Annotated in this window: 28 protein-coding genes and 2 pseudogenes; 13 read left to right on the plus strand and 17 right to left on the minus strand. The window is 40.8% G+C overall.

The genetic code is table 11. From position 1 onward, the window contains the following. Positions 1 to 31: 31 nt before the first annotated feature. From otnI to ltnD, 4 genes are read right to left on the minus strand one after another with little or no spacing between them, the layout of a single operon-like run. Entirely contained in the window at positions 32 to 808 is a 777-nt protein-coding gene (gene otnI / locus ACERCG_RS00620; protein ID WP_373610166.1) for a 2-oxo-tetronate isomerase, read from the minus strand. Between the two features lies 1 nt (position 809). Further along, positions 810 to 1,442 carry an aldolase gene (locus ACERCG_RS00625; RefSeq protein ID WP_373610167.1) on the minus strand — a complete coding sequence of 211 codons (633 nt, stop codon included), beginning with the start codon at positions 1,440 to 1,442 and terminating at the stop codon, positions 810 to 812. Beyond that, positions 1,439 to 2,680, minus strand: coding sequence for a 3-oxo-tetronate kinase (otnK, locus tag ACERCG_RS00630; protein ID WP_373610168.1), 1,242 nt, complete (start codon positions 2,678 to 2,680; stop codon positions 1,439 to 1,441). The genes ACERCG_RS00625 and otnK overlap by 4 nt, the downstream gene beginning before the upstream one ends. Beyond that, complete coding sequence (gene ltnD / locus ACERCG_RS00635) at positions 2,680 to 3,585, minus strand: L-threonate dehydrogenase (protein WP_373610169.1); 906 nt, start codon at positions 3,583 to 3,585, stop codon at positions 2,680 to 2,682. Before ltnD ends, otnK begins: the two co-directional genes overlap by 1 nt. Positions 3,586 to 3,759: 174 nt before the next feature. Here ltnD and ACERCG_RS00640 point away from each other — a divergent pair, with 174 nt between their 5' ends. Next, positions 3,760 to 4,521 carry a DeoR family transcriptional regulator gene (locus ACERCG_RS00640; RefSeq protein WP_373610170.1) on the plus strand — a complete coding sequence of 254 codons (762 nt, stop codon included), beginning with the start codon at positions 3,760 to 3,762 and terminating at the stop codon, positions 4,519 to 4,521. On the opposite strand, the gene ACERCG_RS00645 is transcribed toward ACERCG_RS00640, so the two are convergent. From ACERCG_RS00645 to ulaG, 6 genes and pseudogenes are all read right to left on the minus strand, one after another. After that, positions 4,522 to 5,190 carry an amino acid ABC transporter permease gene (locus ACERCG_RS00645; protein ID WP_373610172.1) on the minus strand — a complete coding sequence of 223 codons (669 nt, stop codon included), beginning with the start codon at positions 5,188 to 5,190 and terminating at the stop codon, positions 4,522 to 4,524. Next, positions 5,180 to 5,831 (minus strand): annotated as a pseudogene (locus ACERCG_RS00650) (amino acid ABC transporter permease). Before ACERCG_RS00650 ends, ACERCG_RS00645 begins: the two are co-directional and overlap by 11 nt. A 136-nt stretch (positions 5,832 to 5,967) precedes the next feature. Next, on the minus strand, positions 5,968 to 6,687 hold the full coding sequence (locus ACERCG_RS00655; protein ID WP_373610173.1) for an L-ribulose-5-phosphate 4-epimerase: 720 nt from the start codon (positions 6,685 to 6,687) through the stop codon (positions 5,968 to 5,970). Next, a complete protein-coding gene (locus ACERCG_RS00660; protein WP_373610174.1) occupies positions 6,684 to 7,544 on the minus strand; it encodes an L-ribulose-5-phosphate 3-epimerase in 861 nt (286 codons plus the stop codon). Before ACERCG_RS00660 ends, ACERCG_RS00655 begins: the two co-directional genes overlap by 4 nt. Before the next feature lie 56 nt (positions 7,545 to 7,600). Further along, complete coding sequence (ulaR, locus tag ACERCG_RS00665) at positions 7,601 to 8,344, minus strand: HTH-type transcriptional regulator UlaR (protein ID WP_373610175.1); 744 nt, start codon at positions 8,342 to 8,344, stop codon at positions 7,601 to 7,603. Between the two features lie 84 nt (positions 8,345 to 8,428). Continuing rightward, the gene (gene ulaG / locus ACERCG_RS00670; protein ID WP_373610176.1) at positions 8,429 to 9,520 is read right to left on the minus strand and encodes an L-ascorbate 6-phosphate lactonase; all 1,092 of its coding nucleotides are present in this window, start codon (positions 9,518 to 9,520) and stop codon (positions 8,429 to 8,431) included. Positions 9,521 to 9,881: 361 nt separating this feature from the next. Between ulaG and ACERCG_RS00675 the strand changes: the two genes are divergently transcribed. From ACERCG_RS00675 to ACERCG_RS00695, 5 genes and pseudogenes are all read left to right on the plus strand, one after another. Continuing rightward, positions 9,882 to 11,681 carry a PTS ascorbate-specific subunit IIBC gene (locus ACERCG_RS00675; protein WP_373610177.1) on the plus strand — a complete coding sequence of 600 codons (1,800 nt, stop codon included), beginning with the start codon at positions 9,882 to 9,884 and terminating at the stop codon, positions 11,679 to 11,681. Positions 11,682 to 11,743: 62 nt separating this feature from the next. Continuing rightward, a pseudogene (locus ACERCG_RS00680) lies at positions 11,744 to 12,010 on the plus strand (metallophosphatase); the annotation flags it as partial. A gap of 85 nt (positions 12,011 to 12,095) precedes the next feature. Then, positions 12,096 to 12,212 (plus strand): Ser/Thr protein phosphatase, encoded by a 117-nt coding sequence (locus ACERCG_RS00685; RefSeq protein ID WP_373610287.1) that lies wholly within the window; start codon positions 12,096 to 12,098, stop codon positions 12,210 to 12,212. Positions 12,213 to 12,230: 18 nt separating this feature from the next. Continuing rightward, positions 12,231 to 12,701 (plus strand): PTS sugar transporter subunit IIA, encoded by a 471-nt coding sequence (locus ACERCG_RS00690; protein ID WP_373610178.1) that lies wholly within the window; start codon positions 12,231 to 12,233, stop codon positions 12,699 to 12,701. A 38-nt stretch (positions 12,702 to 12,739) separates the two neighbouring features. Continuing rightward, positions 12,740 to 13,420 (plus strand): 3-keto-L-gulonate-6-phosphate decarboxylase UlaD, encoded by a 681-nt coding sequence (locus ACERCG_RS00695; RefSeq protein WP_373610179.1) that lies wholly within the window; start codon positions 12,740 to 12,742, stop codon positions 13,418 to 13,420. A gap of 69 nt (positions 13,421 to 13,489) precedes the next feature. Here the strand turns inward: ACERCG_RS00695 and ACERCG_RS00700 are convergent, their stop codons facing one another. The 4 genes from ACERCG_RS00700 to ACERCG_RS00715 form a co-directional block, all read right to left on the minus strand. Then, entirely contained in the window at positions 13,490 to 14,629 is a 1,140-nt protein-coding gene (locus tag ACERCG_RS00700) for a glycerate kinase (RefSeq protein WP_373610288.1), read from the minus strand. A 9-nt stretch (positions 14,630 to 14,638) separates the two neighbouring features. Next, entirely contained in the window at positions 14,639 to 16,018 is a 1,380-nt protein-coding gene (locus ACERCG_RS00705) for a GntP family permease (RefSeq protein ID WP_373610180.1), read from the minus strand. Positions 16,019 to 16,140: 122 nt separating this feature from the next. After that, entirely contained in the window at positions 16,141 to 17,235 is a 1,095-nt protein-coding gene (locus tag ACERCG_RS00710; protein ID WP_373610181.1) for a CdaR family transcriptional regulator, read from the minus strand. Between the two features lie 29 nt (positions 17,236 to 17,264). Continuing rightward, positions 17,265 to 18,098 carry an alpha/beta hydrolase gene (locus ACERCG_RS00715; protein WP_373610182.1) on the minus strand — a complete coding sequence of 278 codons (834 nt, stop codon included), beginning with the start codon at positions 18,096 to 18,098 and terminating at the stop codon, positions 17,265 to 17,267. A 224-nt stretch (positions 18,099 to 18,322) separates the two neighbouring features. Here ACERCG_RS00715 and ACERCG_RS00720 point away from each other — a divergent pair, with 224 nt between their 5' ends. The 3 genes from ACERCG_RS00720 to ACERCG_RS00730 are packed head-to-tail and all read left to right on the plus strand — an operon-like array spanning position 18,323 to position 21,925. Continuing rightward, the gene (locus ACERCG_RS00720) at positions 18,323 to 19,864 is read left to right on the plus strand and encodes a YjjI family glycine radical enzyme (protein WP_373610183.1); all 1,542 of its coding nucleotides are present in this window, start codon (positions 18,323 to 18,325) and stop codon (positions 19,862 to 19,864) included. 4 nt (positions 19,865 to 19,868) lie between these two features. Further along, positions 19,869 to 20,657, plus strand: coding sequence for a 4Fe-4S cluster-binding domain-containing protein (locus tag ACERCG_RS00725; RefSeq protein WP_373610289.1), 789 nt, complete (start codon positions 19,869 to 19,871; stop codon positions 20,655 to 20,657). 11 nt (positions 20,658 to 20,668) lie between these two features. Beyond that, positions 20,669 to 21,925, plus strand: a complete 1,257-nt coding sequence (locus ACERCG_RS00730) for a NupC/NupG family nucleoside CNT transporter (protein ID WP_373610184.1) — start codon at positions 20,669 to 20,671, stop codon at positions 21,923 to 21,925. Positions 21,926 to 22,005: 80 nt separating this feature from the next. On the opposite strand, the gene rimO is transcribed toward ACERCG_RS00730, so the two are convergent. The 3 genes from rimO to ACERCG_RS00745 form a co-directional block, all read right to left on the minus strand. Next, complete coding sequence (gene rimO / locus ACERCG_RS00735; RefSeq protein ID WP_373610185.1) at positions 22,006 to 23,340, minus strand: 30S ribosomal protein S12 methylthiotransferase RimO; 1,335 nt, start codon at positions 23,338 to 23,340, stop codon at positions 22,006 to 22,008. A 134-nt stretch (positions 23,341 to 23,474) separates the two neighbouring features. Beyond that, positions 23,475 to 24,167, minus strand: coding sequence for a 5'-methylthioadenosine/S-adenosylhomocysteine nucleosidase (gene mtnN, locus ACERCG_RS00740; RefSeq protein WP_373610186.1), 693 nt, complete (start codon positions 24,165 to 24,167; stop codon positions 23,475 to 23,477). A gap of 42 nt (positions 24,168 to 24,209) precedes the next feature. Further along, positions 24,210 to 24,431 (minus strand): SlyX family protein, encoded by a 222-nt coding sequence (locus tag ACERCG_RS00745; protein ID WP_373610187.1) that lies wholly within the window; start codon positions 24,429 to 24,431, stop codon positions 24,210 to 24,212. An 86-nt stretch (positions 24,432 to 24,517) separates the two neighbouring features. Here ACERCG_RS00745 and fkpA point away from each other — a divergent pair, with 86 nt between their 5' ends. The 4 genes from fkpA (at position 24,518) to tusC (ending at position 26,744) form a co-directional block, all read left to right on the plus strand. After that, positions 24,518 to 25,243, plus strand: coding sequence for an FKBP-type peptidyl-prolyl cis-trans isomerase (fkpA, locus tag ACERCG_RS00750; RefSeq protein ID WP_373610188.1), 726 nt, complete (start codon positions 24,518 to 24,520; stop codon positions 25,241 to 25,243). Between the two features lie 94 nt (positions 25,244 to 25,337). Beyond that, positions 25,338 to 25,994 carry a transcriptional regulator gene (locus ACERCG_RS00755; RefSeq protein WP_373610189.1) on the plus strand — a complete coding sequence of 219 codons (657 nt, stop codon included), beginning with the start codon at positions 25,338 to 25,340 and terminating at the stop codon, positions 25,992 to 25,994. Beyond that, a complete protein-coding gene (tusD, locus tag ACERCG_RS00760; protein ID WP_373610290.1) occupies positions 25,994 to 26,371 on the plus strand; it encodes a sulfurtransferase complex subunit TusD in 378 nt (125 codons plus the stop codon). The genes ACERCG_RS00755 and tusD overlap by 1 nt, the downstream gene beginning before the upstream one ends. A 1-nt stretch (position 26,372) precedes the next feature. Beyond that, on the plus strand, positions 26,373 to 26,744 hold the full coding sequence (gene tusC, locus ACERCG_RS00765) for a sulfurtransferase complex subunit TusC (protein WP_373610190.1): 372 nt from the start codon (positions 26,373 to 26,375) through the stop codon (positions 26,742 to 26,744). Positions 26,745 to 26,748: the final 4 nt, after the last annotated feature.

Below are 26,748 nucleotides of genomic sequence, written 5' to 3' on the forward strand. Positions count from 1 at the left end.
TATTCACGTATTTATCCGCTAATCATCGTGGTTATTTATACTGCTCAAACCAACCTAGTCCTGAGGTGGTTTCCGCTCGTGGTTTATACTCACAACCCACATAGCCTTCATACCCGATTTCATCGAGTTTGTTGAAGATATATTGGTAGTTGATTTCCCCTTCGTCCGGTTCGTGGCGATCCGGCACAGAGGCAATTTGAATGTGGGCAAATTTACCCTTGAGTTTGTCGGTTAGGCGAGATAAGTTGCCGTCCACATTCTGTGCGTGGAAGTAGTCAAGCTGTACAAACACATTGTCTCGGTTTACCGCTTCTACAATTTCCAGCGTATCAAACTGGCTTTTAAGCAGATAATTCGGTTTCACTTCCGGGCTAAGTGCTTCAAGTAATACCTTAATGCCGTGTGGTTTAAATTTATCAGCGGCATATTGCACGTTTTTGATAAAGGTTTGTTTATAGGCTTCACGATCTTCGCCTTGTGGTACTACCGCTGCCATAACGTGAACATTCTCACAACCTAAGGCGAGAGCATATTCCAACGCTAAATCAATATCACGATGGCTGTCTGCTTCTCTATTTGGAATGGCAGAAACACCCCATTCGCCGTTTGAAACATCGCCTGCTGCGGTGTTAAATAGCACTTGTTTTAAGCCGTACTTCTCTAGTCTGGCTTTAAGTTCCTCTGCTGGGTAGTCATAAGGCCATAGGTATTCAACATACTTAAAACCAGCCTTTGCTGCCGCTTCAAAACGATCTAAAAACGGCACTTCGTTAAACATCATTGTGAGATTTGCTGCAAATGTAGGCATTTTATTTTCCTCTGTTTTTCAGGTCGTTCACTTCATCATCAGTGAGATAACGGACTTTCTGGCCTTGTAGAATAAAATGAAGTTTGGCGGTTTCTTCCAGCTCTTCAGTGTTATCCACCGCATCAACTAGATCTGAACCAGTTACCACAACACCGTGATTTGCCAGTAAAAACGCTTTGCCATCTAAGGCTCTTTCGCCTAACTCACGGGCAATATTGCTATCGCCTGGGCGGTAGTAAGGAATGACGGGCAGTTTACCCACACGCATTACATAGTATGGAGTGAAGGCTTTCATTGCGTTGTCAGTATCTAGATTTTCCAAGCACGAAAGTGCAGTTAAATAAGTAGAGTGAAGATGTACGATTGCTTTGCAATGTGGATTTTTTTGGTACATCGCCAAATGGAAAATCGATTCTTTAGAAGGTTTATCGCCTTCAAGAACATTTCCTTCCATATCAAGGACTGAAAGGCGATCCGCCTGTAGTCGCCCAAGTGATGAGCCTGTTGGCGTAACTAAAATACGATTTTCATCTAAACGAACGGAAAGGTTGCCCGCTCCGCCTACGGTATATCCTCGCTCAAATAAAGAGCGAGCGAGGTTTACCATTTCAATTTTTTGTTCTTGTTCGGTCATTGGTACATTCCTTGTGCATAAGAGAAGAAATCTTCTTTTCCGAAATTCCCTGATTTCAATGCAAGAAAAATTGGTTTTTCAACCGCTTGTAACCACGGCACACCCGGTGCAATTTGTTTACCGATGTGGAAACCACTAAATCCGAGCTGTTGAACCACAATGCTTGAGGTTTCGCCACCAGCGGTAATAAAGTTAGTTACACCTGCTGCTTGTAGCTTTTCTGCTAGTTTGGCAAAGGTATTCTCAATGGCGTGGCTGGCTTTATCGCCGCCGAATTGGTTTTGGATCTCTTTAAGTTGTTCTGGCGGAACAGTTGCATAAACCAGAGGAGCTAGTTCGCCATCTAAATTCTCAAGCACCCATTGGTAGATTTCTTCTACATAGTTCGGATTGTTAATCGCTTTTTCTGCCTCTAAGAAATAGCTTGGAGCTTGTTGCTTATAAGCATTTACTTGGCTATTCGTCATTACTGAGCAAGAACCTGAAAGCACAACGGTTTTACCTTTGCTTGGTACAAATGCTTGAGTTCCTTTCTTGCCGCCTGAGCGGTAAGCCGCCATATAAGCTCCTAAACCTGAGCCACCTGTAACTAATTTGAAGTCAGCAACCGCTTCAGCAAGTACCGCAAGTTGTGAATTGTCTGCGGCATCAACAACGGCATATTTGTAACCCTGTGCTTTTAATTCTGCAAAGCGAGCTTTCACACGTTCTGCCCCTTGAATCACATCAGCATAGGCGACTAAACCTGTTTTACCTTGAGATTGAGCGTCCATTAAACGCACTAAGTTGGCATCTTTCATTGGGGTAATTGGATGGTTACGCATACCTGATTCACTTAACAGCACATCACCAACGAATAAGTAGCCGTTAAAGATCGTACGACCATTGATAGGCAAGGCTGGCGTTACTACGGTGAAATCAGTTTCTAATGCTGACATTAACGCATCGGTAACTGGGCCGATATTGCCTTTTTCGGTACTGTCAAAAGTTGAGCAGTATTTGAAATAGAATTGTGTGCAGCCGTTTTGTTTTAACCATTCAAGGGCAGATAAAGATTGTGCAATCGCCTCATCAACCGGGTTTGAGCGAGATTTCAAGCTAATTACAATCGCATCAACTTCGCCGTTTAATGCCGCTTTTGGTACACCGTTCATCTGTACGGTGCGTAAGCCATTTTCTACTAAGAAGCTGGCAATATCGCTCGCACCAGTAAAATCGTCTGCAATAATGCCTAGCATTAGTTGCCTCCTTTTTTCGGTAGCTCAATACCGCTGAAAATTTTGATGACCGCACTGTCATCTTCTTTGCCGTAACCTGCATTGCTTGCTTCAGTAAACATTGAGTACGCTGTGCTTGCTAAATGAAGTGGGAAGCGTAATGATTTCGCTGTGTCATTCACTAAGCCTAAATCTTTGACGAAAATATCTACCATTGAAAGCGGGGTGTAGTCGCCATCAACAACGTGTTTCATACGGTTTTCAAACATCCAAGAGTTACCTGCTGCATTAGTTACCACATCGTACATCAGATCTAATGGAATGCCGGCACGAGCGGCTAATGCCATCGCTTCTGCACCTGCGGCAATATGCACACCAGCTAATAATTGGTGGATAATTTTCACCGTTGCACCTAAGCCGATCTCTTCGCCGATGTTATAAACTTTTCCTGCAACAGCATCTAAAACAGGTTTTAGTTTCTCAAACGCTTCACTTGAGCCTGATGCCATTACGGTCATTTCACCTTGTGCTGCCTTAGCTGCACCACCTGAAACAGGGGCATCTAACATAATTAAGCCAAGATCTGTTAATTTCTGTGAAATACCTTTCGCATCTTGTGCAGAAATGGTAGATGAAACCATTACTACAGTACCCTTTTTCAAATGTTGTGCTAAACCGTTCTCGCCGAATAGCACAGCGTTCACTTGGTTGGCATTCACAACTAATAACAGTACTGCGTCTAAATCAGCTGCAAACTCAACCGCACTATTGCCAACATCTTTTGCACCGGCTGCTTTTAAGGTTTCTAAGTAAGTTGGATTTAAATCTACACCGTAGGTATCTAAACCTGCTGCGATACAAGATTTTGCAGCACCCATACCCATTGCACCTAAGCCGACAACGGCAACGCTATATTTTTGACTCATTGTTTATTCCCTCAAATAAATTAATGAACTTGATGGGCGTATATTAACCAATCAAAAAGATAAAATCTGTGACAAAGATCACAAATATTAACAATTAATGTTAAATTTTGTTATTTTAGGTTTGGGGGCTAAATCTGATATAATTTGTTACAACAACTAAAATTAGGCGAAAAAATGATTCCTATCGAACGACAACAAAAGATATTGCAATTTATTAATAATAATGGGGTGGCTAGCATTCAATTTTTGGCAGATAAGTTAAATGTGTCGCATATGACTATCCGCCGTGATATTCAAAAACTTGAAGATGAAGGCAGAATTTCATTGGTTTCAGGTGGGGCTCAATCTGTTGAGCGATTAGCGGCTGAGTTACCACATATTGATAAATCAAGTTTATTTCACGATGAAAAATCCGCCATTGGTACTTTAGCAGCAAAGTTGATTTCAAACCATACTACGGTGTATCTTGATGCAGGAACAACAACCTTAGAAATTGCTCATCAAATTGCAGAGAGAAAAGATCTACTGGTTATTACAAATGACTTTGTAATCGCTCATTATCTTAGTAATGCAGGAAAATGTGATTTAATCCATATAGGTGGGAGTGTTTGTAAAGAAAATTTTTCAACAACAGGCTCTCTTGCCGCGGAGTTTCTTAAAAACCTTTCTATTGATATTGCCTTTATTTCAACTTCATCTTGGAGCTTGAAAGGTTTAACAACGCCAAATGAAAATAAAATTCCTGTAAAAAAGGCGATATTACAATCATCAAAAGAAAATATTTTAGTAACTGATTCATCAAAATACGGCAAAGTGGCTACTTTTTTTGTTTGCCCTTTAACCGTATTTGATCAAATTATTTGCGATAACGGCTTGTTTGAAAATGTGCAAGATGCTCTTAAAGGGCTTGACGTTAAACTAAATATTGCACAGTAATTAACTCTCCCACCTATGTTCTAATTTATTCGCCAATAATGAAAGTGGGTAGCAAATTAAGAAATAAAGCACGAAAATGAGCCCATAGACAAAAAAAGAAGCATTCGGGCTGGTTAGTAGTGAGTTTTCAATAATCTGTTGCCCTACTTTTACCACTTCAATCACCCCAATGAGTGCAGCGAGTGAGCTGGTTTTAATCATTCGAGTAAAGAGATTAATCGCACTTGGCAGTAGTCGGCGAGTGCCTTGCGGTAACTCAATGTAGCGGAAAATCTGCATACGAGTTAAGCCGATTACTTTGGCGGATTCGATTTGGTGTTTTTCGATTGAAGCTAAAGCCCCTCGTACTAAATCGCCCATTTCAGCTGTTCCCCATAAGGTAAATACCCAGATACAAACCCAAACACAGCTAATGTGAATATCTAACCAAGTTGATAGTCCAAAATAAAGCATAAAGAGCCAAACTAAGATTGGCACAATGCGTATTGTTTCGAGGTAAAAACGAGCAAATCCGCGTACAATCAGGCTATTTGAACGCATAATCAAGCCAAATAATGTGCCGAAAATGAGCGATAGTGCAACGGATATAAAAGAGATTTTAGCCGTGAGCCATAGCCCTTGAGCCAATCGAGCGGTATTTTGCCCTTCCCATAACCAATCAAACCCCATATTTTGCCTTCCTTACTCTGTTTTCAAAATGACGGACTAAAAGCGATATTGGTAGCAAAATAATTAAATAAGCAATGAATAGCATAAATAACGCTTCGTTAGTTTTGTAATCCATTCCGATAATATCTTTAGTGACGAATAATAGCTCTGCTACGGCAATAGCACTAATAACAGAGGTTTCTTTAATTAAAAAGAGTATATTTGCCCCAACGGCAGGAATTGAAACCTTGTGGGAAAATCATATATCGGAAGATTTGGTAGGGCTTTAAGCCGATGGATTTTGCCGCTTCCATCTGCCCTTTCGGAATAGCTTGTAAACCTGCTCGTAGGCTTTCTGCCATATAGCTAGAACCTAGAAAAACTAACGCAATCACACCACAGGTGAAACCGTCCCACTTAATCCCGATTTTCGGTAAGCCGTAGTAAAGAAAAAAGAGTTGAATAAGCAAAGGCGTGTTACGCGAAAGCTCTATATAACCTTTTGCAATACTATCAAGCGGTCTTATTTTGTAAGTGGTAATAACGGCAATAATCAACCCGAAAAAGAGAGAAAGAGAAATTCCCCAAAAGGAGAGTTGCAAGGTAAGCCAAGCTGCATCTAAAAATTTGGGAATACTGTTATAAATATAAGTCCAGTTCATATCGCATAAACATTTTTGGGATAATGATGGCTATTGTGCGAGATGTAAAATAAAAAGGGAAAGAATTAGAAATACTTTTTTATAGAAATTAGTTATAAAAAGTCAGCACATTGCTGTGCTGACTTTTTAGTTTGAATTATTGCCCGTAGTAAGCGTTTTTACCGTGTTTACGCAGATAGTGCTTATCTAACAACTCTTGTTGCATTGGCTGAATATCAGGACGAATTTGATGGCTGATAAAATTCATATAGGCAACTTCTTCCATTACTACTGAATTATGTACCGCATCGTGTCCGTTTTTACCCCAAGAGAATGGACCATGCGAATGGACTAACACGCCCGGAATAGACATCGGCTCAATGCCACGAGTGCGGAAAGTTTCTACAATTACACGCCCTGTTTCTAACTCATATCCACCCGCAATTTCTTCAGGAGTCATTTTACGCGTGCAAGGAATAGCACCATAGAAATAATCGCCTTGTGTTGTGCCGAGTGCTAAAATATCTTTACCTGCTTGAGCCCAGCCCACCGCATTGCGTGAATGCGTATGCACCACGCCGCCAATATCTTTAAATTCACGATAAAGCTCTAAGTGAGTTTCAGTATCAGAAGATGGCTTTTTATCACCATATACACGGTTGCCTTGTAAATCAACCAGTACAATATCTTCCACCGTCATTTCATCATAGTCCACGCCTGATGGTTTGATGGCAACAATGCCTGTTTCACGGTCGATTTCACTTACATTACCCCAAGTGAAAGTGACTAAACCGTGTTTTGGTAATTCCAAATTCGCTTTTAAAACACGTTCTCTTAATGCTTGTAATGCTGGTGTTAATTCAGCTAATTGAGTCATAGCGTGAAGCCTCCTTCTTTCATTTTTTGTTCAATCCAACGGCGAGCGTTAATAATCTCCGCAATTGGCTCTTCTGCTTTTTCTGTCCACATTTCGATTAAAAATGCACCACGATAATTTAATTCAGCCAGCGTTTTAAAGCAAGCAGCAAAATCTACACAGCCATCACCAAATGGCACATCACGGAATTGCCCTTTGCAGGTTTCTGTTACTTTATAAGTATCTTTTAAGTGGATTGCTGAGATCTTATCCATTCCTAATTTAAGTTCTTCCGCTACGTTATCATTCCACGCAGAAAGATTGCCTAAATCAGGATAAACGGTAAACCAAGGGGATTTGATAATATCATCCCATTTTTTCCAACGAGAGATAGAACTCATAAACTTGGTATCCATAATCTCCACCGCAATGGTTACTTGGTTGCTTGCTGCAAGTTCTACAGCCCATTCTAAGCCTTCTTGGAAGCGTTGGATTGTGCCTTCGTCCTGCTCTTCATAATAAACGTCATAGCCTGCTAACTGAATGGTGCGAATACCGAGATCCACCGCTAACTGAATTGCTTTTTCCATAATTTCATAGGCTTTTTGGCGAGTAGCTTCATCACGAGAACCGAATGGGAAACGGCGATGCCCTGATAAGCACATTGATGGAATAGTTACACCAGTATTGATGATGGTTTTAACTAATTTCGCACGCTCTTTTTTGCTCCAATCTAAACGAGCTAAGCGTTCGTCTGTTTCATCAATAGAGATTTCAACAAAGTCAAAACCGCAGGCTTTGGCGATGGAAAGTCTATCTTGCCAAGAGATATTCTTAGGCAAGGCTTTTTCATAGATACCGAGTTTGTGTTTTCTCATAAGTTTTCCTTGGAAAGGTTTTGTAAATTTTTAATAAAATTAAACCGCTTGTTGTGCTAGGCTAGAATAATCTCTAATCCTTTCGCTTTCAATTCCTGAATAATGGTTGGATCAGCTTCTTTGCCTGTAATCAATAAATCAATTTTATTGAATTCTTTAAATAACATACCGACTTTTTTGCCCAGTTTGGTACTATCGAGTAACACAACATAGCGTTCAGCGTGCTTTGCCATTTGTTGTTCAGCGTTGGCAATGATCATATCGGTTTTAAATAAACCTTCGGTGGTTAGCCCTTTACCGCTGGTAAACATTGTAGTTGCGGCATAGCTGAGTTCATTTTGTGTGTTGAGTGAGAGCATTACTTTTTTATTTTTATTATATTGCCCACCCATAATCACTACATCATCGTGAGAGCCTTCAATCAGCTGATTTGCAAGCGGTAAATAATTGGTAATAATTTGCAATTTTTGCCCACACAGCACATTGCCGAGCATTTCCATTGTAGAGCCGCAAGTTAGGATTAAACTTTCCCCATCTTTACATAAACGCCCAGCGGCTTCGGCAATACGTTGCTTTTCTTCCGCATTGTTGGTTTTTTTAAGTTCTTTATTTGATGGCGAAAAAATGGCTTCCGCCCCATTTCGTACTTTTTTTAATTTGCCTTGCTCATTTAATTTACTGATGTCTCGACGTGCGGTGGCAGGCGAAATATTTAGCAACTGCATAATATCAGGAGTTGAAAGGACTTTCCGTTCGCCTAACAGTGTTAATAATTCTTTATGTCTGTAGCTTTCGTTCATTATTCCTTCCTTGTTTTCATTGCTATTGTAAGTTGTAATGAACCCTAAAGATAGAGGCGAATTAAATTCACCTCTAAGTTATCATTATAGCATTGATTTAAACTGAATATTTGGTTCTTGCTCAAAGCAATCATCGAAACCACGAGGGTGATGATATTCAATTAAATCTTTATCACGAGGGTAAACATATTTGCCGCCTACTTCCCAAATGAATGGGTGGAATTTGTATTGTAAGCGGTCTTTACGCATACGCCATAAATCAATAATTTCTTGCGTGCTTGCCATAAAGTTTGTCCAAATATCGTGGTGAACAGGAATGATAACTTTACAACGTAAGCATTCTGCCATACGCAATAAATCAATTGAAGTCATTTTGTCGGCAATACCAACAGGGTTTTCGCCATAGTTGTTTAATGCAACATCAATATCGAATTGTTTACCGTGTTTAGCAAATTGGATTGAGTAGTGAGAGTCCGCACCGTGATAAATATTACCCCCCGGTGTTTTGAACACATAGTTTACCGCTTTATGTCCCATTTCTTCATCAGATGGGCAAAGACCTGCTAATTCGCCACCACGTTCTTCAGCACCTTCAACAGGTAAAGTCACTAAACAAGTACGGTCGAAAGAATCCAGTGCGTGAATTTCTACATCTTTTAACTTCACCACATCGCCCGGTTTCACCACAATAATGCGCTCTTCCGGCACATCCCATTTTTTCCATAATTCCGCACAATGCCAAGGGCCAACAAATTTAACGTGATCTAAGTTAGGATTATTGCAAATAGCTGCCGCTACGTTTACATCAATATGATCTGAATGGTAGTGAGAGGCAAGAATGAAATCCACTTCGTTAATCGCAAACGGATCTAATACCATTGGTTGAGCTCTTAAATTTGGTTGTAGTTTGCGAACACCTGCCATATTCGCCATTTGATGCCCTCGCACCATATCTTTTACTTTCTTGGTCGATTTACCACGACCACACCACAAGTCCATACAAATGTTTGCACCAGCAGGGGTTTTGATCCAAACGCCCACACAACCTAACCACCACATTGCGAAATTGCCTTCTGGCACAACTTCTTCTTCAATTTCTTCGTTTAACCAAGTCCCCCACTCAGGAAAAGTTGAAAGAATCCAGCTTTCACGGGTGATTTCTTGAATTTTGCTCATTGTGAACTCCTGTTTTGTTCATTTAAAGAATAATTTAATCAAAAATAATCATATATAATCACACAAAAATAGCCAACTACTTTTTTTAAAAAATGTGATCTAAGTCTAATTTTAGTATTTATTTTTGTAGATGTTAATTTAACTATTTGTTATTTATTTGTTTTTTTAATTGTTAATGTATTTATTTACTCTTTAGGATATAAAATTAAATAATCATAATGAATAAAAATAAAATGTGATCTTGTTCACAAATAATAAAAAATAATCTTTTTTAATCTAATTAGAGCGTTTATCATTTTGTCGCTGCCTTTAATAGGCTATATTTCCCTCAAATTCAAATCTCTCAAAAAGAGGCTAAATTATGGATTTTTTAACTGAAATTCTCCTTTTCTTAAAGGATCAGGTGTTAAATAAAGCACCTTTCTTATTAGGTATTGTGGCTTGCTTAGGCTATATCCTACTAAAAAAAGATACATCTACTATTCTAAAAGGTACGATTAAAACCATCGTTGGTTTTATGATCGTGCAAGCAGGTTCAGGATTCCTTGTAACAAACTTTAAGCCTGTAATTGATGGCTTGGCAAAATATCATCAACTTGCCGGGGCGGTAATTGACCCTTACACCAGTATGCAATCCACCATTCAAACAATGGGTGAAAATTATGCTTGGGTTGGCTATGCGGTAATTGGAGCGCTATTACTAAATATCTTATTCGTTGTCTTCCGCCGTTTAACGGGTATCCGCACCATTATGCTAACAGGGCATATTATGTTCCAACAAGCAGGTTTGGTAGCGGTATTCTATATGATTATCGGTGCTTCATTTTGGGAAACGGTTATTTACACCTCTGTGTTAATGGCTCTTTACTGGGGGATTTCTTCCAACATTATGTATAAGCCAACCCAAGCGGTAACCGGTGGTGCAGGTTTCTCAATCGGTCACCAACAACAAATTGCCTCTTGGATTGCGGTCAAACTGGCGCCAAAACTCGGTGATAAAAACGACACTGTGGATAAAATGAAGCTCCCTAACTGGCTGAATATTTTCCACGACAGTATTTCTGCCACCGCATTAGTAATGACCATCTTCTTTGGAATCATCTTACTTTCATTCGGTTTAGATAACCTCAAAGAACTTGCCGGCAAAACCAACTGGTTTATGTACATTTTAGAAATGGGCTTGAAATTTGCGGTGGCAATTCAAATCATCGTCACCGGCGTGCGTATGTTCGTTGCTGAACTTTCCGAAGCCTTCAAAGGTATCGCAGAACGCTTAATTCCAAACTCTGTATTAGCGATCGACTGTGCGGCAATTTACGCATTCTCACCAAATGCGATGGTATTCGGCTTTATGTGGGGTGCTATCGGTCAGTTTGTGGCTGTGGGCGGCTTGCTTGCGGTTGGTTCTCCTGTGTTAATCATTCCGGGCTTTATCCCAATGTTCTTCTCTAACGCAACCATTGGTGTATTTGCAAACCAATTCGGTGGTTGGAAAGCGGTGATGAAAATCTGTTTTGTAATGGGGATCATTGAAGTGCTAGGTTCAGCTTGGGTTATCCAAATGTTAGCGAGCCAAGGCACAACCTTTAACGGCTGGATGGGTATGGCTGATTGGGCATTGTTCTTCCCACCAATCTTACAAGGTATTGTGAGTATTCCGGGCTTCTTCTTTGTAATTGTAGCAGCTTCATTAGTGTATATGTTCTTTGCATCTAAACAACTTCGTGCGGAAGAAGCGGAAGCGGCAGCAAAAGGCTTAACCCTTGAGCAATTAGATGGATACGGCTTAGATGATGTAAAAGCAGAAGAGCCAAAAGCAGAAAGCGTGGTTCAACAAGCGGTCGGAAATACTGAAAATTCTGCAAATCCGGTTCGTATTCTTGCTGTATGTGGTTCAGGTCAAGGCTCATCAATGATGATGAAAATGAAGATCAAGGGCTACTTAGACAAACGTGGTATTCCTAATATTATGGATTCCTGTGCCGTAACCGATTACAAAGGCAAATTAAGTGAAGTAGATATTATTGTATCTAGCAAGCACTTAGCCAATGAAATTGACGTGCCAGAAGGTAAATCAGTATTAGGCGTACAAAATATGTTAAACCCAAATTCATTCGGCGATGAATTAGTTGAATTAATCAACAAACATCAGGCAAAATAAGGATAACTAGGAGCAGTTGTTGCCCCTATATCAACTTATCTAATAAATATAGGGAGCATCGAATGAAGAAACTTCTCTCTACAATTTTTATTCTTTCAGCAGTCAGCGTGGCGGTTGCCAAAGAGGTAAACATAAAACTGCTCGGGACTTCCGATGTTCACGGTCGGATTGTGCCGTGGAGCTACGAAGCCGATGTGGAGGACAAATCCGGCTCGTTCTCGCAAATTTCCACCTATGTGAAAGAGGTGCGGGCAAACCACAAAAATGTGTTGCTGTTTGATATTGGCGATGCGATTCAAGATAACCAAGTTGAAGAGTTTGCCAAAACCTTAGATCGTGCCAAAGAAGCTCATCAAAAAAGGCGGTGTCTGGGAAGGCCAAACAATCCCAACCCTGTGGGAATCGAAAGTGGCAATGGGATCTGAAAAAGGCACAATCCAAAATATGCTGATTGATTATATTAGCAATGTTAAAGGCGGAAAGATTGAGGGTAACTCACATCACCGCTGGGCAATTATTGGTTTGAATTAAAGTATTAAAGGACATTCTATGAACTTAAAACAATCTCTTATTGAAAACAATTCGATTCTTCTTAATCAAAAAGCAGAAAACTGGAAAGAAGCCATTAAACTAGGCACAGATTTACTTGAGAAATCAGGTGCGATTGAACCACGTTACTACGATAACATTATCAGCAAAGTTGAAGAAATGGGGCCTTACATCATTCTTGCTCCGGGTTTGGCAATGCCACACGCTCGTCCAGAAGAAGGGGTCATTAAAACATCTTTTGCGTTAGTCACTTTAGCCGAGCCTATTTATTTTGATGGCGAAGATGAGCCTGTTTCGGTGTTATTCACACTTGCAGGGAGTGATTCAGACCGCCATATGCAAGGCTTAATGGAAATTACTCAAGTTTTAGACGATGAAGAGAGCGAAACAGGGGTAAATTTAGAAAAAGTGTTAGCCTGCAAAAATGCTGATGATGTTTATGCGATGATTGATAACGCATTGAACGGCTAAGAATTAACGAATTTTAAAATCCACAGAGGAATATTAATATGTCAAAACCTTTACTACAAATCGCATTAGATTCACTGAGTTTAGAAAAAGCCGTTGCTGATGCAAAACAAGCTGAAAATCTTGTTGAAATTATCGAATGCGGCACAATTCTTGCTTTTGCTGAAGGTATGAAAACGATTTCTACCTTGCGTGCATTACACCCGAATCACATCATTGTGTGTGATTTAAAAACTACAGACGGCGGCGCAATTTTAGCCAAAATGGCGTTTGAAGCAGGTGCGGATTGGCTAACCGTTTCAGCGGCAGCTCACCCAGCAACCAAAGCAGCTTGTAAAAAAGTGGCTGATGAGTTCAATGCGGCTCACCCAGAGCTTAAAGTGAAAAAAGAGATCCAAATTGAAATCTACGGTAACTGGACGGTTGAAAAAGATGCGAAAGAGTGGGTGGAATTAGGTGTTACCCAAGCGATTTACCACCGTTCTCGTGATGCGGAATTAGCAGGTAAAGGCTGGACGGCAGAAGACATTGAGTTAATGAAACAGCTTTCTGATTTAGGCATCGAAGTGTCTATCACAGGCGGTATTGTGCCAGAAGATATTCATCTGTTTAAAGAGATCAAAAATGCCAAAGCCTTTATTGCAGGCCGTGCCTTAGTGGGCGAAAAAGGCAAACAAACTGCTGAAGCTATTCGTGCAGAGATCGATAAATATTGGAGCTAAATAGCCCTAAAAAAGAAATTGAGTTCTAACTGTCCGTTAGAACTCAATTTTTATGCGTTGAAAATAGCTTTATTTAGCTCTTGCCATTTTCCATAATCTCGCCACATTTTCTGCGGTTGAAATCAAGTTTTCTTTACCAAGTTTCAACGTCTCTTCCAAGCTATTGAGCTGGCGGATAATCGGAAATACCGCATCAATGCCGTGTTGGTAAACCACAGGGTAATCTTCCCGTAAACAGCCAACAATCGCAATCACAGGTTTGTTAAACTGTTTAGCCATTTTCGCTACGCCAACGGGTGTTTTGCCTGCGATGGATTGAGCGTCCATTCTGCCTTCGCCTGTAATCACTAAATCGGCACTCGCCACTTTGCTGGCAAGCTGGGTGGCTTCAATAATAATTTTCACACCCGAACGCAACGTGACATTTGGCAACAACAGTAAACCGCCACCCATTCCACCAGCCGCCCCTGCCCCTGCGGTATCGGCTATATTCACACCAAGCTGGACTTGAGCTTGGTCGGCAAAATGGCGGAGGGCATTATCTAAGGTTTGCACCATTTCAGGGGTTGCCCCTTTTTGCGGGCCGAAAATGGCGGAAGCCCCTCGCTCACCACATAATGGATTATCCACATCGCACGCCACTTCAAAAGCGACTTGCGATAAGCGTTTATCTAAATCGCTTAAATCAATCTGCTGAATTTGGCTTAACGCTTTGCCGCCAAAACCGATTTCTTGCTGCTGTGCATTTCGGAATCTTGCACCTAAGGCTTGCAGCATTCCTACCCCGCCATCATTAGTGGCACTGCCACCAATGCCGAGAATGATTTTTTCCACGCCAAAATCGAGTGCAGCTTTAATCAGCTCGCCTGTGCCATAGCTAGTAGTAATCAGCGGATTTCGTTCGTTGTTCGGCACAAGATGTAAGCCACTTGCCGCCGCCATTTCAATAAAGGCATTTTTTTTATCGCCCGACAGCCCGAAAAAGGCTTCCACTTGGTTTGCAAGCGGTGCTTTTACGCTGATTTTTTGCAAATTGCCTTGAGTAGCATCAATTAGCGATTGCACCGAGCCTTCGCCGCCGTCTGCCATCGGCACAAGTTCATATTCCGCATTCGGGAAAATGCGGGAAAAGCCCGTTTGAATTGCCTGAGCCACCTCTAAGGCGGTCAGGCTCTCTTTAAATGAATCGGGAGCAATTACAATCTTCATCATACTTCCTTACAACAATACTAATGAGAGAAGATACACAGTCAGAATACCCACCACGCCCATAATAAAGGTTAGCGTAGTTTGGGTACGATAACCCTGTTGTGGCGTGAGTTTGGTAAAGTTCGTTACCACCCAGTAATAGCTGTCGTTGGCGTGTGAGACACACATTGAACCTGCGGCAATTGCCATCACAGTTAGAGCTGCCGCCATTTCGCTGGTTAAACCTAAGGCATTCATTAGCGAGTCTGGGGCGTTGAACATTCCCATAATAGACGCTGTTGTGATAATCGCCACCGTTGAGCTGCCCTGTGCGGTTTTCAAAATGGCTGAAATCAAGAACGGGAAGAAAATCCCTGCGGTGCTGATAATATGAGCATTTTGTTTGATGTAATCCACAAAGCCTGCTTGCGTAATCACACTACCTAACACCCCACCTGCGGCGGTAATGAACAGGATTGGGCCGACTAATTTCAAGGTGTCGTTAGTTAAGCTGTCAAACTCTGCCATTTTACCGCTTGACGCGAGTAGGAAAATAGCAAACACCACACCCACTGCAAGAGCAATAATCGGATTTCCGACAAACTGTAAGAATGTGCCAAAATCGCCACTTACCCCTGCAATTTTTGCGATAGAACCTAATGCCATTAAGATAATCGGCACAAAAATCGGGGCAAGGCTTAAAAAGCCACTCGGTAATTTGCCGTAGTGTTTGAGTAAATCTTCATAACTTTGGCTGATGACTTTATCCGCTTCCGCTTCTTCGGCAATGCTCACTTGCTTGCCAATGTATTTAGCGAAGAAGTAGCTGGCAATCAGTACAGGAATAGAGACCACAACGCCCATTCCGATAACCAATAATAAGTTATTGCTTAATCCTACTGCACCCGCAGCTGCAATCGGACCGGGTGTCGGAGGAATAAAAACGTGAGCAGCATATAAACCGGCACTCAGTGCAACTGCCATTCCAACCGGATTTGCCAAGATTTTTTTACGAATCGCTTCACGGATTGGGTTTAACACCACAAAACCGCTATCGCAGAAGACAGGGATACCAACCACCCAGCCCATAATCAGCATCGCAAGTTCAGGGCGTTTTTGCCCTACCACTTTTACCACCATATCAGCCAGTTTCAGAGCTGCCCCTGTTTTTTCCAAAATCGTACCAATAATCGCCCCAAAGATGATGACGATACCGATACTTTTGAAGGTGTTACTAAACCCCTCGCCTATAATAGACGGAATTTTCGCCAGCGGTAAGCCAGCTAGAAGAGCTAACGCCAATGAAATCGACATTAACGCTAAGAAAGGGTGAACTTTCAGTTTAGCAATCATATAGATCATAATGATGATTGCCACCACAAAGGTCAGAATAAGTGCAATACCAGACATAATCAGTCTCCTCGTTGTAGAATAATCGACTCATTATTGGCGATATGCGGGTAAAAATCTTTATATAAAATTGCAAAGAAATTGTTAAAAATGATCGCTTGTTTTGTATTTTTCTACAATTTTTACGCTAAAACTGCACCGAGGTAAAGCACAAATTTTTGCTCTATGTTATTGAAAGATAAGCAAGTAATCTGCTCAATCTTCTCTAACCGATAGCGTAGGGTATTTGGGTGGATAAACAATTTTTGGGCAGCGTGATCCAGATCACAATTTGCAAAAAAATAATGGCGAAGGCTCTTTAACAACACCTGTTTTTTATCTGAAGCCAGCAATGCTTGGAACGGAACAAGTAAGGTTTTTGCCTCCCAAGAGTGGCTAAAGCTATGTAACAAAGCAGGCAGTTTGAAATCTTCAAAATGGATAATCCGCTTACGGCTTTGGATCTGCTCAGCATAGTTGAGGGTGTGGCGAGCGGTTTGATATGAAATGTTGGTTTGCGATAAATTCTCAACCGCCAACCCAACCACCGTTTTAAAGGAAATATCGGGGTCAGCCAGTTTATTTAACGCATTGCGAATGAGCGATTTATCATTCGATAAATTATTCAGTAAGGCGATTTTATCTAAACTAATTACCGCTGTGAGCAAGGTGGGGAAATGATGCTCAAAGAAATCTATCAAGTGTTGTAATTTCTCAGCTGTTGGCGTATTCACTTTAATTAGTATAACCGAGAGCGGTTTTGCAAAATCTTGCTCAAAAAAGACCGCTTGTTCGTGAATTTCTGCCGTACTTAATGTGCCGTTGAGCAACGCCCGCACAAACTCTTCACGATAACGCCGCTGCCAGCGTTCCTGCTCTAACTCAAAAGCTTGCTGCATAATCAGCTCGGCCGCCATTTTGACTAATTGAGCATATTGGCGGATCTGGGCAGGCTCGCCTGAAATGCCAACCACACCCACCGTAGAGCCGAGATAGTGCAATGGTAAATTAATGCCTGCTTTTGCCTCGTAGTGCCACTGTTTTGCAAGATTTTCATCAATTTCGACCGCTTGATCTTGGCGTAACACCAACACCGCCCCCGTGTGCCGTTGCCCGATGCGAGTAGCATCACCAGAGGCAATAATCACACCCTCGCTGTCCATCACATTGACGGAATTGGGAATAATCTGCATTGTGCGTCTGACAATGCGGTCGGCAATGGCTCGGTTGAGTTTCATATTTTATCCTGTTGTTCAGCACCGCCTAGTTAGCGTTTTAACAGCGAGAAATGCAAAAACTCCACAAAATGATCCGCCCAATGCATTTCGTGGTGGATTTCGTTTGCCATAATGCGTAGGCAAATGTTATCCAAAGGAACACCAATCCGAATTAACGACTGATAATAGTTTAATGAGCAGTCAATGTAGGTTTGATTCATATTAGAGATAAAGTGTGAATCAATTTCATCGCCTTCATTTGTGCCAACTTGAATAAACACTTTAGTGTTTGGTTGGATTGGGTGCTGGTGCGTAAAGCGTAGAAAATCGGGCTCGCTAAACCAAGAGGCAAGCGAGAACACGCCTAAATGCCCGAAAATGTGAGGGTAAGCACTTCCCATATAAGCAGTGATAATGCCCCCCATTGAGCTACCTGCAAGCAGGGTATGTTCTCGCTGTGGTTTGGTACGGTAATGAACATCAATAAACGGCTTCACACTTTCCACTACCCATTTTGCATATTCTCCACCTAAACCACCTGCGTTTTTGGTTTCTGGAGTAGAACCTGTAGTTGTTTTCCAAGGGCCGTATTCATCTAAACGATCTTTGCCCGCATTATCAATACCGACAATAATCATTTTCGGCAATTCTTGCTGCGATTTAATAGTTGGGATAATTTTCCACGAATGACCGGAGTAAGACTCTTTGCTGTAAAACACATTCTGTCCATCGTGCATATATAACACGGGATAATGTTCCCATTTTTCTTGATGATAATCTTTCGGCAACAATACACGAATACGGCGATGATGGTGTAAATATGGCACATATAAAAAATGTTCCTGCATTTCCAGATAGTGATGATTGAAATGTTTATGTGCCATTATATTTATTCCTTTTTGATATTAAATGTTGTCATAATGTTATTTTACACCTTAATTTTATGGTGAGAAACAAGCGGTCATAAAAAGTGAATTTTTTGCAAATCCAAGCAATCGTTTGCCTTATTCTTTTTGGATATATTAAGACAAAGTGTGATCTAAATCACAGTAATTTTAGCTAGGCTTGGGTAAAATTCTCCCCGATATTTTACATAAAGGAGAAGGCTATGCAGGCTTCATTACAAGATATTCTTGATGTAGTAAAAGCAAAAAACTTAACTTATCAACAAAAGTTGATGAGCTTAGGCAACATTGCTGAGCGGTTATTTAACCCTGTCGAATTACTTGGTTACACCGAAGAAGAATGGGCGTATATTAACAATCAGATGATTTGCGATTTGAACGAAGGTTATGCAATTTACCGTCCTCGCTATATTCTGCCTGATTACAATGTTTATATTCAAAAGGGTTGTAAATTCTTAGATTTACCGCCACCAACTAATCTTGATGAAGCCCTAGATGGCTTATTAATTATCTACTCACACGTTCCATCAATTACCACTTTCCCTGTTTATATCGGGCGTTTAGATGAATTGTTAGATCCGTTTATTACCGATGAAGAACAAGATTACATCAAAATCAAACGTTTCTTAAATCATATCGATAAAACCATTTCAGACTCATTCTGCCACGCTAATATCGGGCCTTATGACACCAAAGCTGGTCGCTTAATCTTAAAAGCGGTGATTGAGCTTGAAAATACCACCCCGAATATGACCATTCGTTATGATAAAACCAAAACCTCTCGTGAATTTGCCGAACTTGCAGCGAAAGCCTGCTTGCTGGTTTCTAAACCCTCTTTCGCTAATGATGCCTACTACCGCCAAGATTTAGGCGATGAATACGGCATTGCGAGCTGTTATAACGCCTTACCAGAATGCGGCGGAGCTTACACCTTAACCCGTTTACGTTTAGGTACTATAGGGCGTGCTTGTGCAAGCGTTGATGAAATGGTGAATGAACTATTGCCAAAAGTAGCGAAATTAGCCCTTTCGACAATGGACAAACGCCATAAATTCTTAGTGGAAGAAAGTAATTTCTTTGAAAGTAGTTTCTTAGTACACGAAGGCTTTATTAAACGCACAAATTTCACGGGAATGTTTGCGATTGTAGGGCTTGCTGATGCAGTCAATCATTTATTAGCACAAGAAGGCCTAAACGAGACCTTTGGGCAAAGCAAGCGTGGTGATGAAATTGCTACCTTGATTATGGATAAACTCCAAGAAGTGAATGATGCTCACAAAGGCGTATATGCAGAACGTACCAACGATCACTATTTATTGCACGCTCAAGTTGGGGCAAGCAACCACGAAGAAGATAAACTTAATACGCCAGCTCACCGCATTCGTGTTGGGCAAGAGCCAACACTATTGGCACATTTAAAACAATCTGCGCCTTTCCATAAATATTTCCCATCGGGTACGGGCGATCTGTTTGCGTTTGACCAAACCTACACCGACCATTTAGATGCTGTGGTGGATATTATTGATGGTTCATTTGAACAAGGTTATCGCTACATTACCACTTATTTGAAAAATACCGATTTAATTCGAGTAACAGGCTATTTAGTGAAGAAAAGCGAGGTAGAACGCTATCGCAAGGGCGAAGCCGTATTGCGTGATACCACTTGGTATGGCGCAGGAACGGACGATTGTGCTAAGGTGTTCGATCGTCAGCTTCGTGATGAAGAAAACGTGAATGCGGCATAATAAAATGGCTGCACTTGCTGATATTTTTGTGCCGTTGCACCGCATTATTCCCTTTTCTAATGTGGAAGGACAGGGCAACCGCACAAGTATTTTTCTACAAGGCTGTAAGCTAAATTGCTTGTATTGCCATAATCCGGAAACGATTCCTCGTTATACGGAGGAAGCAAAACAGGTTAATTTGCAGTACTTATATGATCAAGTGATGGAGGCGGTGCCTTTTATTCGAGGGGTAACCATCTCGGGGGGTGAGCCAACCATTCATCACAAAAAATTAGTGCCGCTGTTTGAAGCTCTTCGCCAAAAAGGTTTAACTTGCTACTTAGACAGCAGCGGCTTTTTTGATTTTGAAGCCACAGAGCCGTTAATTGAGGTTACCGATAAATTTCTGTTTGACCTTAAAGGCGATGGAGCAGGTTTACAAACGCTGTGCTTTGATCGAAAAAATCAAGCAGGCAAAGTGCCAGAACAGGTAATCCCAACGGTGAATCATATTAAGCCTGAAAACTTGGCACGTAATTTGCAAAATTTAGCCAAATTATTACCGCTTGATAAAGTGGAAGAAGTACGTTTGGTTTACCTTAATGAGTTTTATGATGCCTATCATTTGCTTGAGAAAGTAGCTCAATTACTCAAGCCTTATCCAGATGTACTACTCAAAATTATTCGAGTTCATACTAAAGGAGCAAGGGACGAAGAGGGTTTAGCCCACTTTGTACCAAGCATTGAGCAAACAGATAAACTAGCGGCATTTGCTAAACAGTGCGGCATAAACAAAATTATTACTATCTACTAACGGAGTTCTCTATGGATATATTCATTAGCATTATCGGCATATTTGTCCTATTAGGTATTGGGGCTTTACTCTCTAATAATAGACGTGCAATCAATTTGCGAACGGTATTTGGGGCATTAGCCATTCAAATTGCTTTTGCTGCACTGATTCTTTATGTGCCGGCTGGACGTGATGCGTTACTTGCCACCGCAAATGGCGTGAGCAAGGTCATCAATTACGGGAATGAAGGGATTTCATTTTTATTTGGTAACTTAGCTGATCCAAGCAATAGCGGCATTGGCTTTGTGTTCGCTATCAAAGTATTACCAATTATTATCTTCTTCTCTGCCCTGATTTCATTACTCTACTACATTGGTGTGATGCAATGGGTGATTAAAATTATTGGTGGTGGCTTGCAAAAATTACTTGGCACTTCACAAGCAGAATCAATGTCAGCAGCAGCGAATATTTTTGTTGGACAAACAGAAGCTCCATTAGTGGTAAAACCTTATATCAGCCGAATGAGTGATTCAGAACTCTTTGCGGTAATGGTGGGCGGAACAGCCTCCATCGCAGGTTCTGTAATGGCAGGTTATGCAGGAATGGGCGTACCTTTAACTTACTTAATTGCAGCCTCATTTATGGCAGCTCCGGCTGGTTTGTTATTTGCGAAATTAATGTATCCACAAAATGAGCGCATTTTAGATCAAATTGATGAAAGCGTTGAAGTTGAAAAGCCAAACAATATAGTAGAGGCTCTTGCTAACGGCGCAAGTTCGGGGGTATCTTTAGCCATTAACGTTGGTGCAATGTTAATTGCCTTCATTGCGGTCATTGCGTTACTTAACGGCATTATCGGCGGAATTGGTAACTGGTTTGGACGTGAAGATTTAACACTACAAATTCTCTTAGGTTATCTGTTCCAACCGCTTGCCTTTATTATTGGCGTGCCTTGGGAAGATGCAGATATTGCAGGACAGATGATTGGTATGAAATTAGCAGTAAATGAGTTCGTTGGCTATCTTGAGTTTACAAAATACCTACAACCTGATTCAGTAGTTCAACTAAGCGATAAAACCAAAGCCATTATTACTTTTGCATTATGTGGTTTTGCGAACATCAGCTCCATTGCGGTATTAATTGGTGGTATTGGTAGTATGGCTCCAAATCGCCGTTCAGACATCGCTCGCTTAGGTTTTAAAGCGGTGATTGGCGGAACCCTTGCCAACTTAATGAGTGCAACCATTGCTGGCTTCTTTATCGGCTTAAGTGGTGTGGCTTTAGGTTAATATAAAGGTTTATACAAGCGGTTAAAAAATGCTGCTAGATTGCAAATCTAGCAGCATTTATTTTTTAGTTAGATTGGTTATTAATTCAAGGTTCCCCACAGATCGTATTCATCTGCATTGATAATAGTTACGGAAATCACTTGACCGACACTTACCTCTTTATTTTCAAGGTTATCCACATACACTACACCATCAATTTCCGGTGCATCAGCCATTGAACGTCCGATAATGCCTTCTTCATCAATTTCATCAATAATAACAGGTAAAGTTTTACCAATTTTGGCTTGTAAACGCTCAGCTGAAATTTGTTGTTGTAACTGCATAAAGCGGTGGAAGCGTTCCTCTTTTACCTCTTCCGGCACTTGGTCTGGCATATCAGTTGCTACAGCCCCTTCAACTGGGCTGAATTTAAAGCAACCAACACGGTCAAGCTGAGCTTCTTTTAAGAAATCGAGTAACAGTTGGAAATCTTCCTCTGTTTCGCCCGGGAAGCCAACAATAAAGGTTGAACGCAGCGTTAGTTCCGGGCAGATTTCACGCCATTTTTTGATACGCTCAAGGGTTCTTTCAATAGAGCCTGGGCGTTTCATTGCTTTTAAAATTTTAGGGCTGGCGTGCTGAAGTGGAATATCCAAATACGGCAGAATTTTGCCTGCTGCCATTAGTGGGATTAAATCATCAACGTGAGGATACGGATAAACGTAATGCAAACGCACCCAAACACCCATTGAGCCTAATTGCTCGCAAAGTGTGATTAAGTTGCTTTTAATCGGCATACCGTTCCAGAATACCGTTTTGGTTGCTTCTTCTTTTTTGCGATCTAACGAGTAAGCAGAGGTGTCTTGCGAGACAATTAATAACTCTTTTACGCCAGCATCTACCAAGCGTTTTGCTTCATCTAACACCTGCACGATAGGGCGGCTTGCCAAATCGCCACGCATTGATGGAATAATACAGAATGTGCAGCGATGATCGCAGCCCTCTGAAATTTTTAAGTAAGCGTAATGCTTCGGTGTAAGTTTTACACCTTGCTTTGGCACTAAGCTAGTGTAAGGGTTAAACTCTGGCTTCGGCACATATTTATGGACGTGGTTCATTACCGCTTCATAGCTATGCGGACCTGTAATTTCCAACACTTTTGGGTGAACTTCACGGATTTGGTTCTCTTTTGCCCCTAAACAGCCTGTAACGATCACTTTTCCGTTTGCTTCTAAGGCTTCACCAATGCTTTCTAATGATTCTTGCACTGCAGAATCAATAAATCCGCAGGTGTTTACAATCACTAAATCAGCATCTTCATAGCTTGGAATAATATTGTAACCATCAGCACGCAGCTCAGTTAAAATACGTTCGGAATCAACTAAATTTTTAGGACAGCCTAAGCTGATAAAACCAATATTCGGGGTAGCACTCATATCACTCTCAACAATTAAAAAAGAAAATGCCTACAATTTTTGTCTTGTAGGCAAAAAAATTAGCGAGATTTTACAAAAAATTACCGCAAATAGCGATAACAAGCGGTCATTTTTTGATAAAGTTTTGCAACTAGTTAGTCAATATCATTCAACATTGCCAACACAATAGCGGATGATTTTTCTGCCGCTAAAGGTAAAAATTCTTCAAATGATAGATGAGATTCTTTATCTGCCACATCAGAAACCGCTCTCACAATCACAAATGGCACGCCAAAACCATTACAAACTTGTGCAATCGCTGCCGCTTCCATTTCTACCGCAACCACATTTGGGAAGTTTTGGCGGATTTCGTTAATTTTCTCTTTGCCATTGATAAAAGCATCGCCACTGCAAATTAAACCTGAAACCACATTAAAACCAGCTTTTTTCGCTTCTTTTTGGGCAAGTTCGACTAATTGTTCGTTTGGCTCAAAGGCTGCCGGGTTGGCAGGAAGTTGCCCGATTTCATAGCCGAAAGCAGTTACATCAACATCGTGATGGCGGACTTCGGTTGAAATAAGAATATCGCCCACATTTAAGTTTGAGTCTAAACCACCCGCAGAGCCTGTGTTAATAATCATATCAGGTTGTGCGAGCTGAATAAGTAATGTAGTGCCGATGGCAGCCGATACTTTACCAATGCCGGATTGTAATAACGCAATGCGAGTGTTGTTAATTTTTCCTTCAAAAATTTTACAGCCTGCTAATTCAGTTGTTTTTGGCTCAACCATTAACTTGCGTAAAATTTCAACTTCCTGTGCCATCGCACCAATAATACCAATCTTCATTTTTGCTTTCCTATTTATATTAATTACTAAAAATACACCACATTAATAATGTGGCGGAGGTGTTTCTTCTGAGCGTGAGGCAACTTGGCTGAGTTGCGCTCCTTTTAATTTTTCGGCAATGTGGCGAATTTGCGTTTGTAGCTTATCTATTGCGAATTGTTGGTCAATTAATGATTGATTTAATTCCTCAATAATCATCTCTTGAAAGGCTACTTTTGTTTCTAATTCGGTAATTCTTGCCGATAATGTACAATTATTATCCATTTTTATGAAAAAAAGGTTGTATGAAATGAAATTACACTTTACCCTATCTAAAATTTTCTTAACAGTTATTTTTATAAGGAAAAATTATGTTAAAAACTAAATTATCATTAGCGGCTGTTATTGCAGGTGCTTTTTTCGCCACAAATGCAATCGCACAAGAGAAAGCAGATCCAAAATTTGTTGATGACTCTTCTTATGCAGTCGGTGTGTTAATGGGTAAAAACATTGAAGGTGTGATTGAATCACAAAAAGAGATTTTTACTTATAACCAAGATAAAATTTTAGCGGGTGTACAAGACACGTTAAAGAAAACAGGCAAATTAACTGATGAAGATTTACAAAAACAGTTAAAATCTTTAGATGCTTATTTGTCAGCGAAAGAAGCTAAAATTAACGAAGAAAAAACGAAAGCCACTGTTTCAGCAGGCGATAAATTCCGTGCAGAGTACAAAAAACAAGCCGGTGTGAAAGAAACCTCTTCTGGCTTGTTATACAAAATTGAAAAAGCAGGCGAAGGCGAATCGCCAAAACCGCAAGACACCGTTAAAGTTCACTATAAAGGCACTTTAACCGATGGTACGGTATTTGATAGTTCATACGATCGTGGCGAGCCGATTGAATTCCAATTAAATCAATTAATTCCGGCGTGGATTGAAGCAATCCCAATGCTGAAAAAAGGTGGTAAAATGGAAATCGTTGTGCCACCAAAATTAGGCTATGGCGAGCGTGCGGCAGGCAAAATTCCGGCGAACTCAACCTTAAAATTTGAAATTGAATTATTGGATTTCAAAGCGGCAGACGCTAAGAAATAATTGACATTCAATTCTCATTGAACCTACACAAGCGGTTAGATTTATTATAAGATTTGCAAAAAATGTAATAAAACTAACCGCTTGTAATTTATATATGACCCAAAAATTCACGCCTTTTTCCGATGAAGATCACGCCATTCTGGCTTCTTACTTCCCGATTGTAGATGGCATTGCCGCTTTAATTGGCGAGCATTGCGAAATCGTGCTGCATTCATTAGAGTTTCTTGAACATTCCGCTATTTATATTGCCAACGGACACAATACCAACCGCAAAATCGGCTCACCGATTACAGACCGTGCTTTAAAATCTCTGCACCATATGGCAACCGATAGTGTGTCTAAGCCTTACTTCACAAAAGCAAAAGGCGGTGTGCTGATGAAATCGATCAGTATTGCGATTCGTAACGGCAAGCAACACGTTATCGGTTTACTCTGTATTAATATCAATCTGGAAGTGCCAACCTCTCAATTTCTAAGTTCTTTTATTATGCCGCAAGATGAAGCTGCGGAAGTTACCTTTGCAAGTTCGGTAGAAGATTTGGTGGCTCAAACCATTCAAACAACCATTGATGATGTGATGGCGGATAGATCGATTTCTAACAATAATAAAAATCGCCAGATTGTGATTTCGCTGTTTGAAAAAGGGATTTTTGATATTAAAGATGCGATTAACCAAGTAGCGGAAAAGTTGGATATTTCCCGCCACACGGTTTATCTCTATATTCGACAAATCAAGCAGGATAGTGAATGATGGATTATGTATTAGCGATAAAATCCCCCGTTTACGGCTCGCAGGGGGCATTTCTTGCCTACCAAGTGGCGGAAGAGTTGTTACAAGCACATCACAATATTTGCCAAGTGTTCTTTTTTCAAGAAGGGATAAGCAATGCCAATGACTTGGTAAATCCGGCAAGCGATGAAGTTAATTTAGTCGAAAAGTGGAAAAATTTGGCAAAATCGCACCGCTTGCAGCTGCATTTGTGCATTGCTGCCGCTCAACGCAGAGGCGTGGTTGATGAACAAACTACCGCCACTTCCACCACAAATGTGGCGGAGGGTTTTACCCTTGCAGGCTTGGGAGAATTTAGCCAAGCAGTGTTAAAAGCCGATAGACTTCTCACATTTTAAAATGAAAAAATATAAACTCGCTTTTTTATTCACACAGCCGCCTTTTGGCTCTTCGGTAAGTCGTGAGGGGCTAGACGCTCTGCTTGCGGCGAGTGCGTTTTGTGATGAGCAGGAGATCTTAATCTGCTTTATCAATGATGGCGTGTTTAACTTACTGGCTAATCACCAACCTGAGCAAATTCTGCAAAAAGATCATATCTCAACATTTAAATTATTAGACCTTTACGACCTAACAGAATGTTTTGTTTGCCAAGAATCGGTAAGTTCTCGTGGTTTAGATAATGCAAAATGGATTTTGCCTAATATGCAATTCTGCCAAGAAGTAGAAATCATCGAATTACTGAATCAAGCCGAAAAAATAATGACTTTTTAAGGAA

The sequence above is a fragment of the Mannheimia sp. E30BD genome (assembly GCF_041807785.1).
GTDB lineage: Bacteria > Pseudomonadota > Gammaproteobacteria > Enterobacterales > Pasteurellaceae > Mannheimia.

Excerpts from the sequence above, each read along its gene's own strand:
- ACERCG_RS00755 (WP_373610189.1), top strand. The coding sequence starts at position 25,338 with ATGACCCAAAAATTCACGCCTTTTTCCGATGAAGATCACGCCATTCTG.
- ACERCG_RS00705 (WP_373610180.1), bottom strand. The coding sequence starts at position 16,018 with ATGTCTGGTATTGCACTTATTCTGACCTTTGTGGTGGCAATCATCATT.
- ACERCG_RS00720 (WP_373610183.1), top strand. The coding sequence starts at position 18,323 with ATGCAGGCTTCATTACAAGATATTCTTGATGTAGTAAAAGCAAAAAAC.
- ACERCG_RS00645 (WP_373610172.1), bottom strand. The coding sequence starts at position 5,190 with ATGGGGTTTGATTGGTTATGGGAAGGGCAAAATACCGCTCGATTGGCT.
- tusD (WP_373610290.1), top strand. The coding sequence starts at position 25,994 with ATGGATTATGTATTAGCGATAAAATCCCCCGTTTACGGCTCGCAGGGG.
- ACERCG_RS00655 (WP_373610173.1), bottom strand. The coding sequence starts at position 6,687 with ATGACTCAATTAGCTGAATTAACACCAGCATTACAAGCATTAAGAGAA.
- rimO (WP_373610185.1), bottom strand. The coding sequence starts at position 23,340 with ATGAGTGCTACCCCGAATATTGGTTTTATCAGCTTAGGCTGTCCTAAA.
- ACERCG_RS00695 (WP_373610179.1), top strand. The coding sequence starts at position 12,740 with ATGTCAAAACCTTTACTACAAATCGCATTAGATTCACTGAGTTTAGAA.
- tusC (WP_373610190.1), top strand. The coding sequence starts at position 26,373 with ATGAAAAAATATAAACTCGCTTTTTTATTCACACAGCCGCCTTTTGGC.
- ulaR (WP_373610175.1), bottom strand. The coding sequence starts at position 8,344 with ATGAACGAAAGCTACAGACATAAAGAATTATTAACACTGTTAGGCGAA.
- mtnN (WP_373610186.1), bottom strand. The coding sequence starts at position 24,167 with ATGAAGATTGGTATTATTGGTGCGATGGCACAGGAAGTTGAAATTTTA.
- otnK (WP_373610168.1), bottom strand. The coding sequence starts at position 2,680 with ATGCTAGGCATTATTGCAGACGATTTTACTGGTGCGAGCGATATTGCC.
- ACERCG_RS00625 (WP_373610167.1), bottom strand. The coding sequence starts at position 1,442 with ATGACCGAACAAGAACAAAAAATTGAAATGGTAAACCTCGCTCGCTCT.
- ACERCG_RS00710 (WP_373610181.1), bottom strand. The coding sequence starts at position 17,235 with ATGAAACTCAACCGAGCCATTGCCGACCGCATTGTCAGACGCACAATG.
- ACERCG_RS00730 (WP_373610184.1), top strand. The coding sequence starts at position 20,669 with ATGGATATATTCATTAGCATTATCGGCATATTTGTCCTATTAGGTATT.
- ACERCG_RS00690 (WP_373610178.1), top strand. The coding sequence starts at position 12,231 with ATGAACTTAAAACAATCTCTTATTGAAAACAATTCGATTCTTCTTAAT.
- ACERCG_RS00685 (WP_373610287.1), top strand. The coding sequence starts at position 12,096 with ATGGGATCTGAAAAAGGCACAATCCAAAATATGCTGATTGATTATATT.
- ACERCG_RS00675 (WP_373610177.1), top strand. The coding sequence starts at position 9,882 with ATGGATTTTTTAACTGAAATTCTCCTTTTCTTAAAGGATCAGGTGTTA.
- ACERCG_RS00640 (WP_373610170.1), top strand. The coding sequence starts at position 3,760 with ATGATTCCTATCGAACGACAACAAAAGATATTGCAATTTATTAATAAT.
- ACERCG_RS00725 (WP_373610289.1), top strand. The coding sequence starts at position 19,869 with ATGGCTGCACTTGCTGATATTTTTGTGCCGTTGCACCGCATTATTCCC.
- fkpA (WP_373610188.1), top strand. The coding sequence starts at position 24,518 with ATGTTAAAAACTAAATTATCATTAGCGGCTGTTATTGCAGGTGCTTTT.
- ACERCG_RS00700 (WP_373610288.1), bottom strand. The coding sequence starts at position 14,629 with ATGAAGATTGTAATTGCTCCCGATTCATTTAAAGAGAGCCTGACCGCC.
- ACERCG_RS00660 (WP_373610174.1), bottom strand. The coding sequence starts at position 7,544 with ATGAGAAAACACAAACTCGGTATCTATGAAAAAGCCTTGCCTAAGAAT.
- ltnD (WP_373610169.1), bottom strand. The coding sequence starts at position 3,585 with ATGAGTCAAAAATATAGCGTTGCCGTTGTCGGCTTAGGTGCAATGGGT.
- otnI (WP_373610166.1), bottom strand. The coding sequence starts at position 808 with ATGCCTACATTTGCAGCAAATCTCACAATGATGTTTAACGAAGTGCCG.
- ACERCG_RS00745 (WP_373610187.1), bottom strand. The coding sequence starts at position 24,431 with ATGGATAATAATTGTACATTATCGGCAAGAATTACCGAATTAGAAACA.
- ulaG (WP_373610176.1), bottom strand. The coding sequence starts at position 9,520 with ATGAGCAAAATTCAAGAAATCACCCGTGAAAGCTGGATTCTTTCAACT.
- ACERCG_RS00715 (WP_373610182.1), bottom strand. The coding sequence starts at position 18,098 with ATGGCACATAAACATTTCAATCATCACTATCTGGAAATGCAGGAACAT.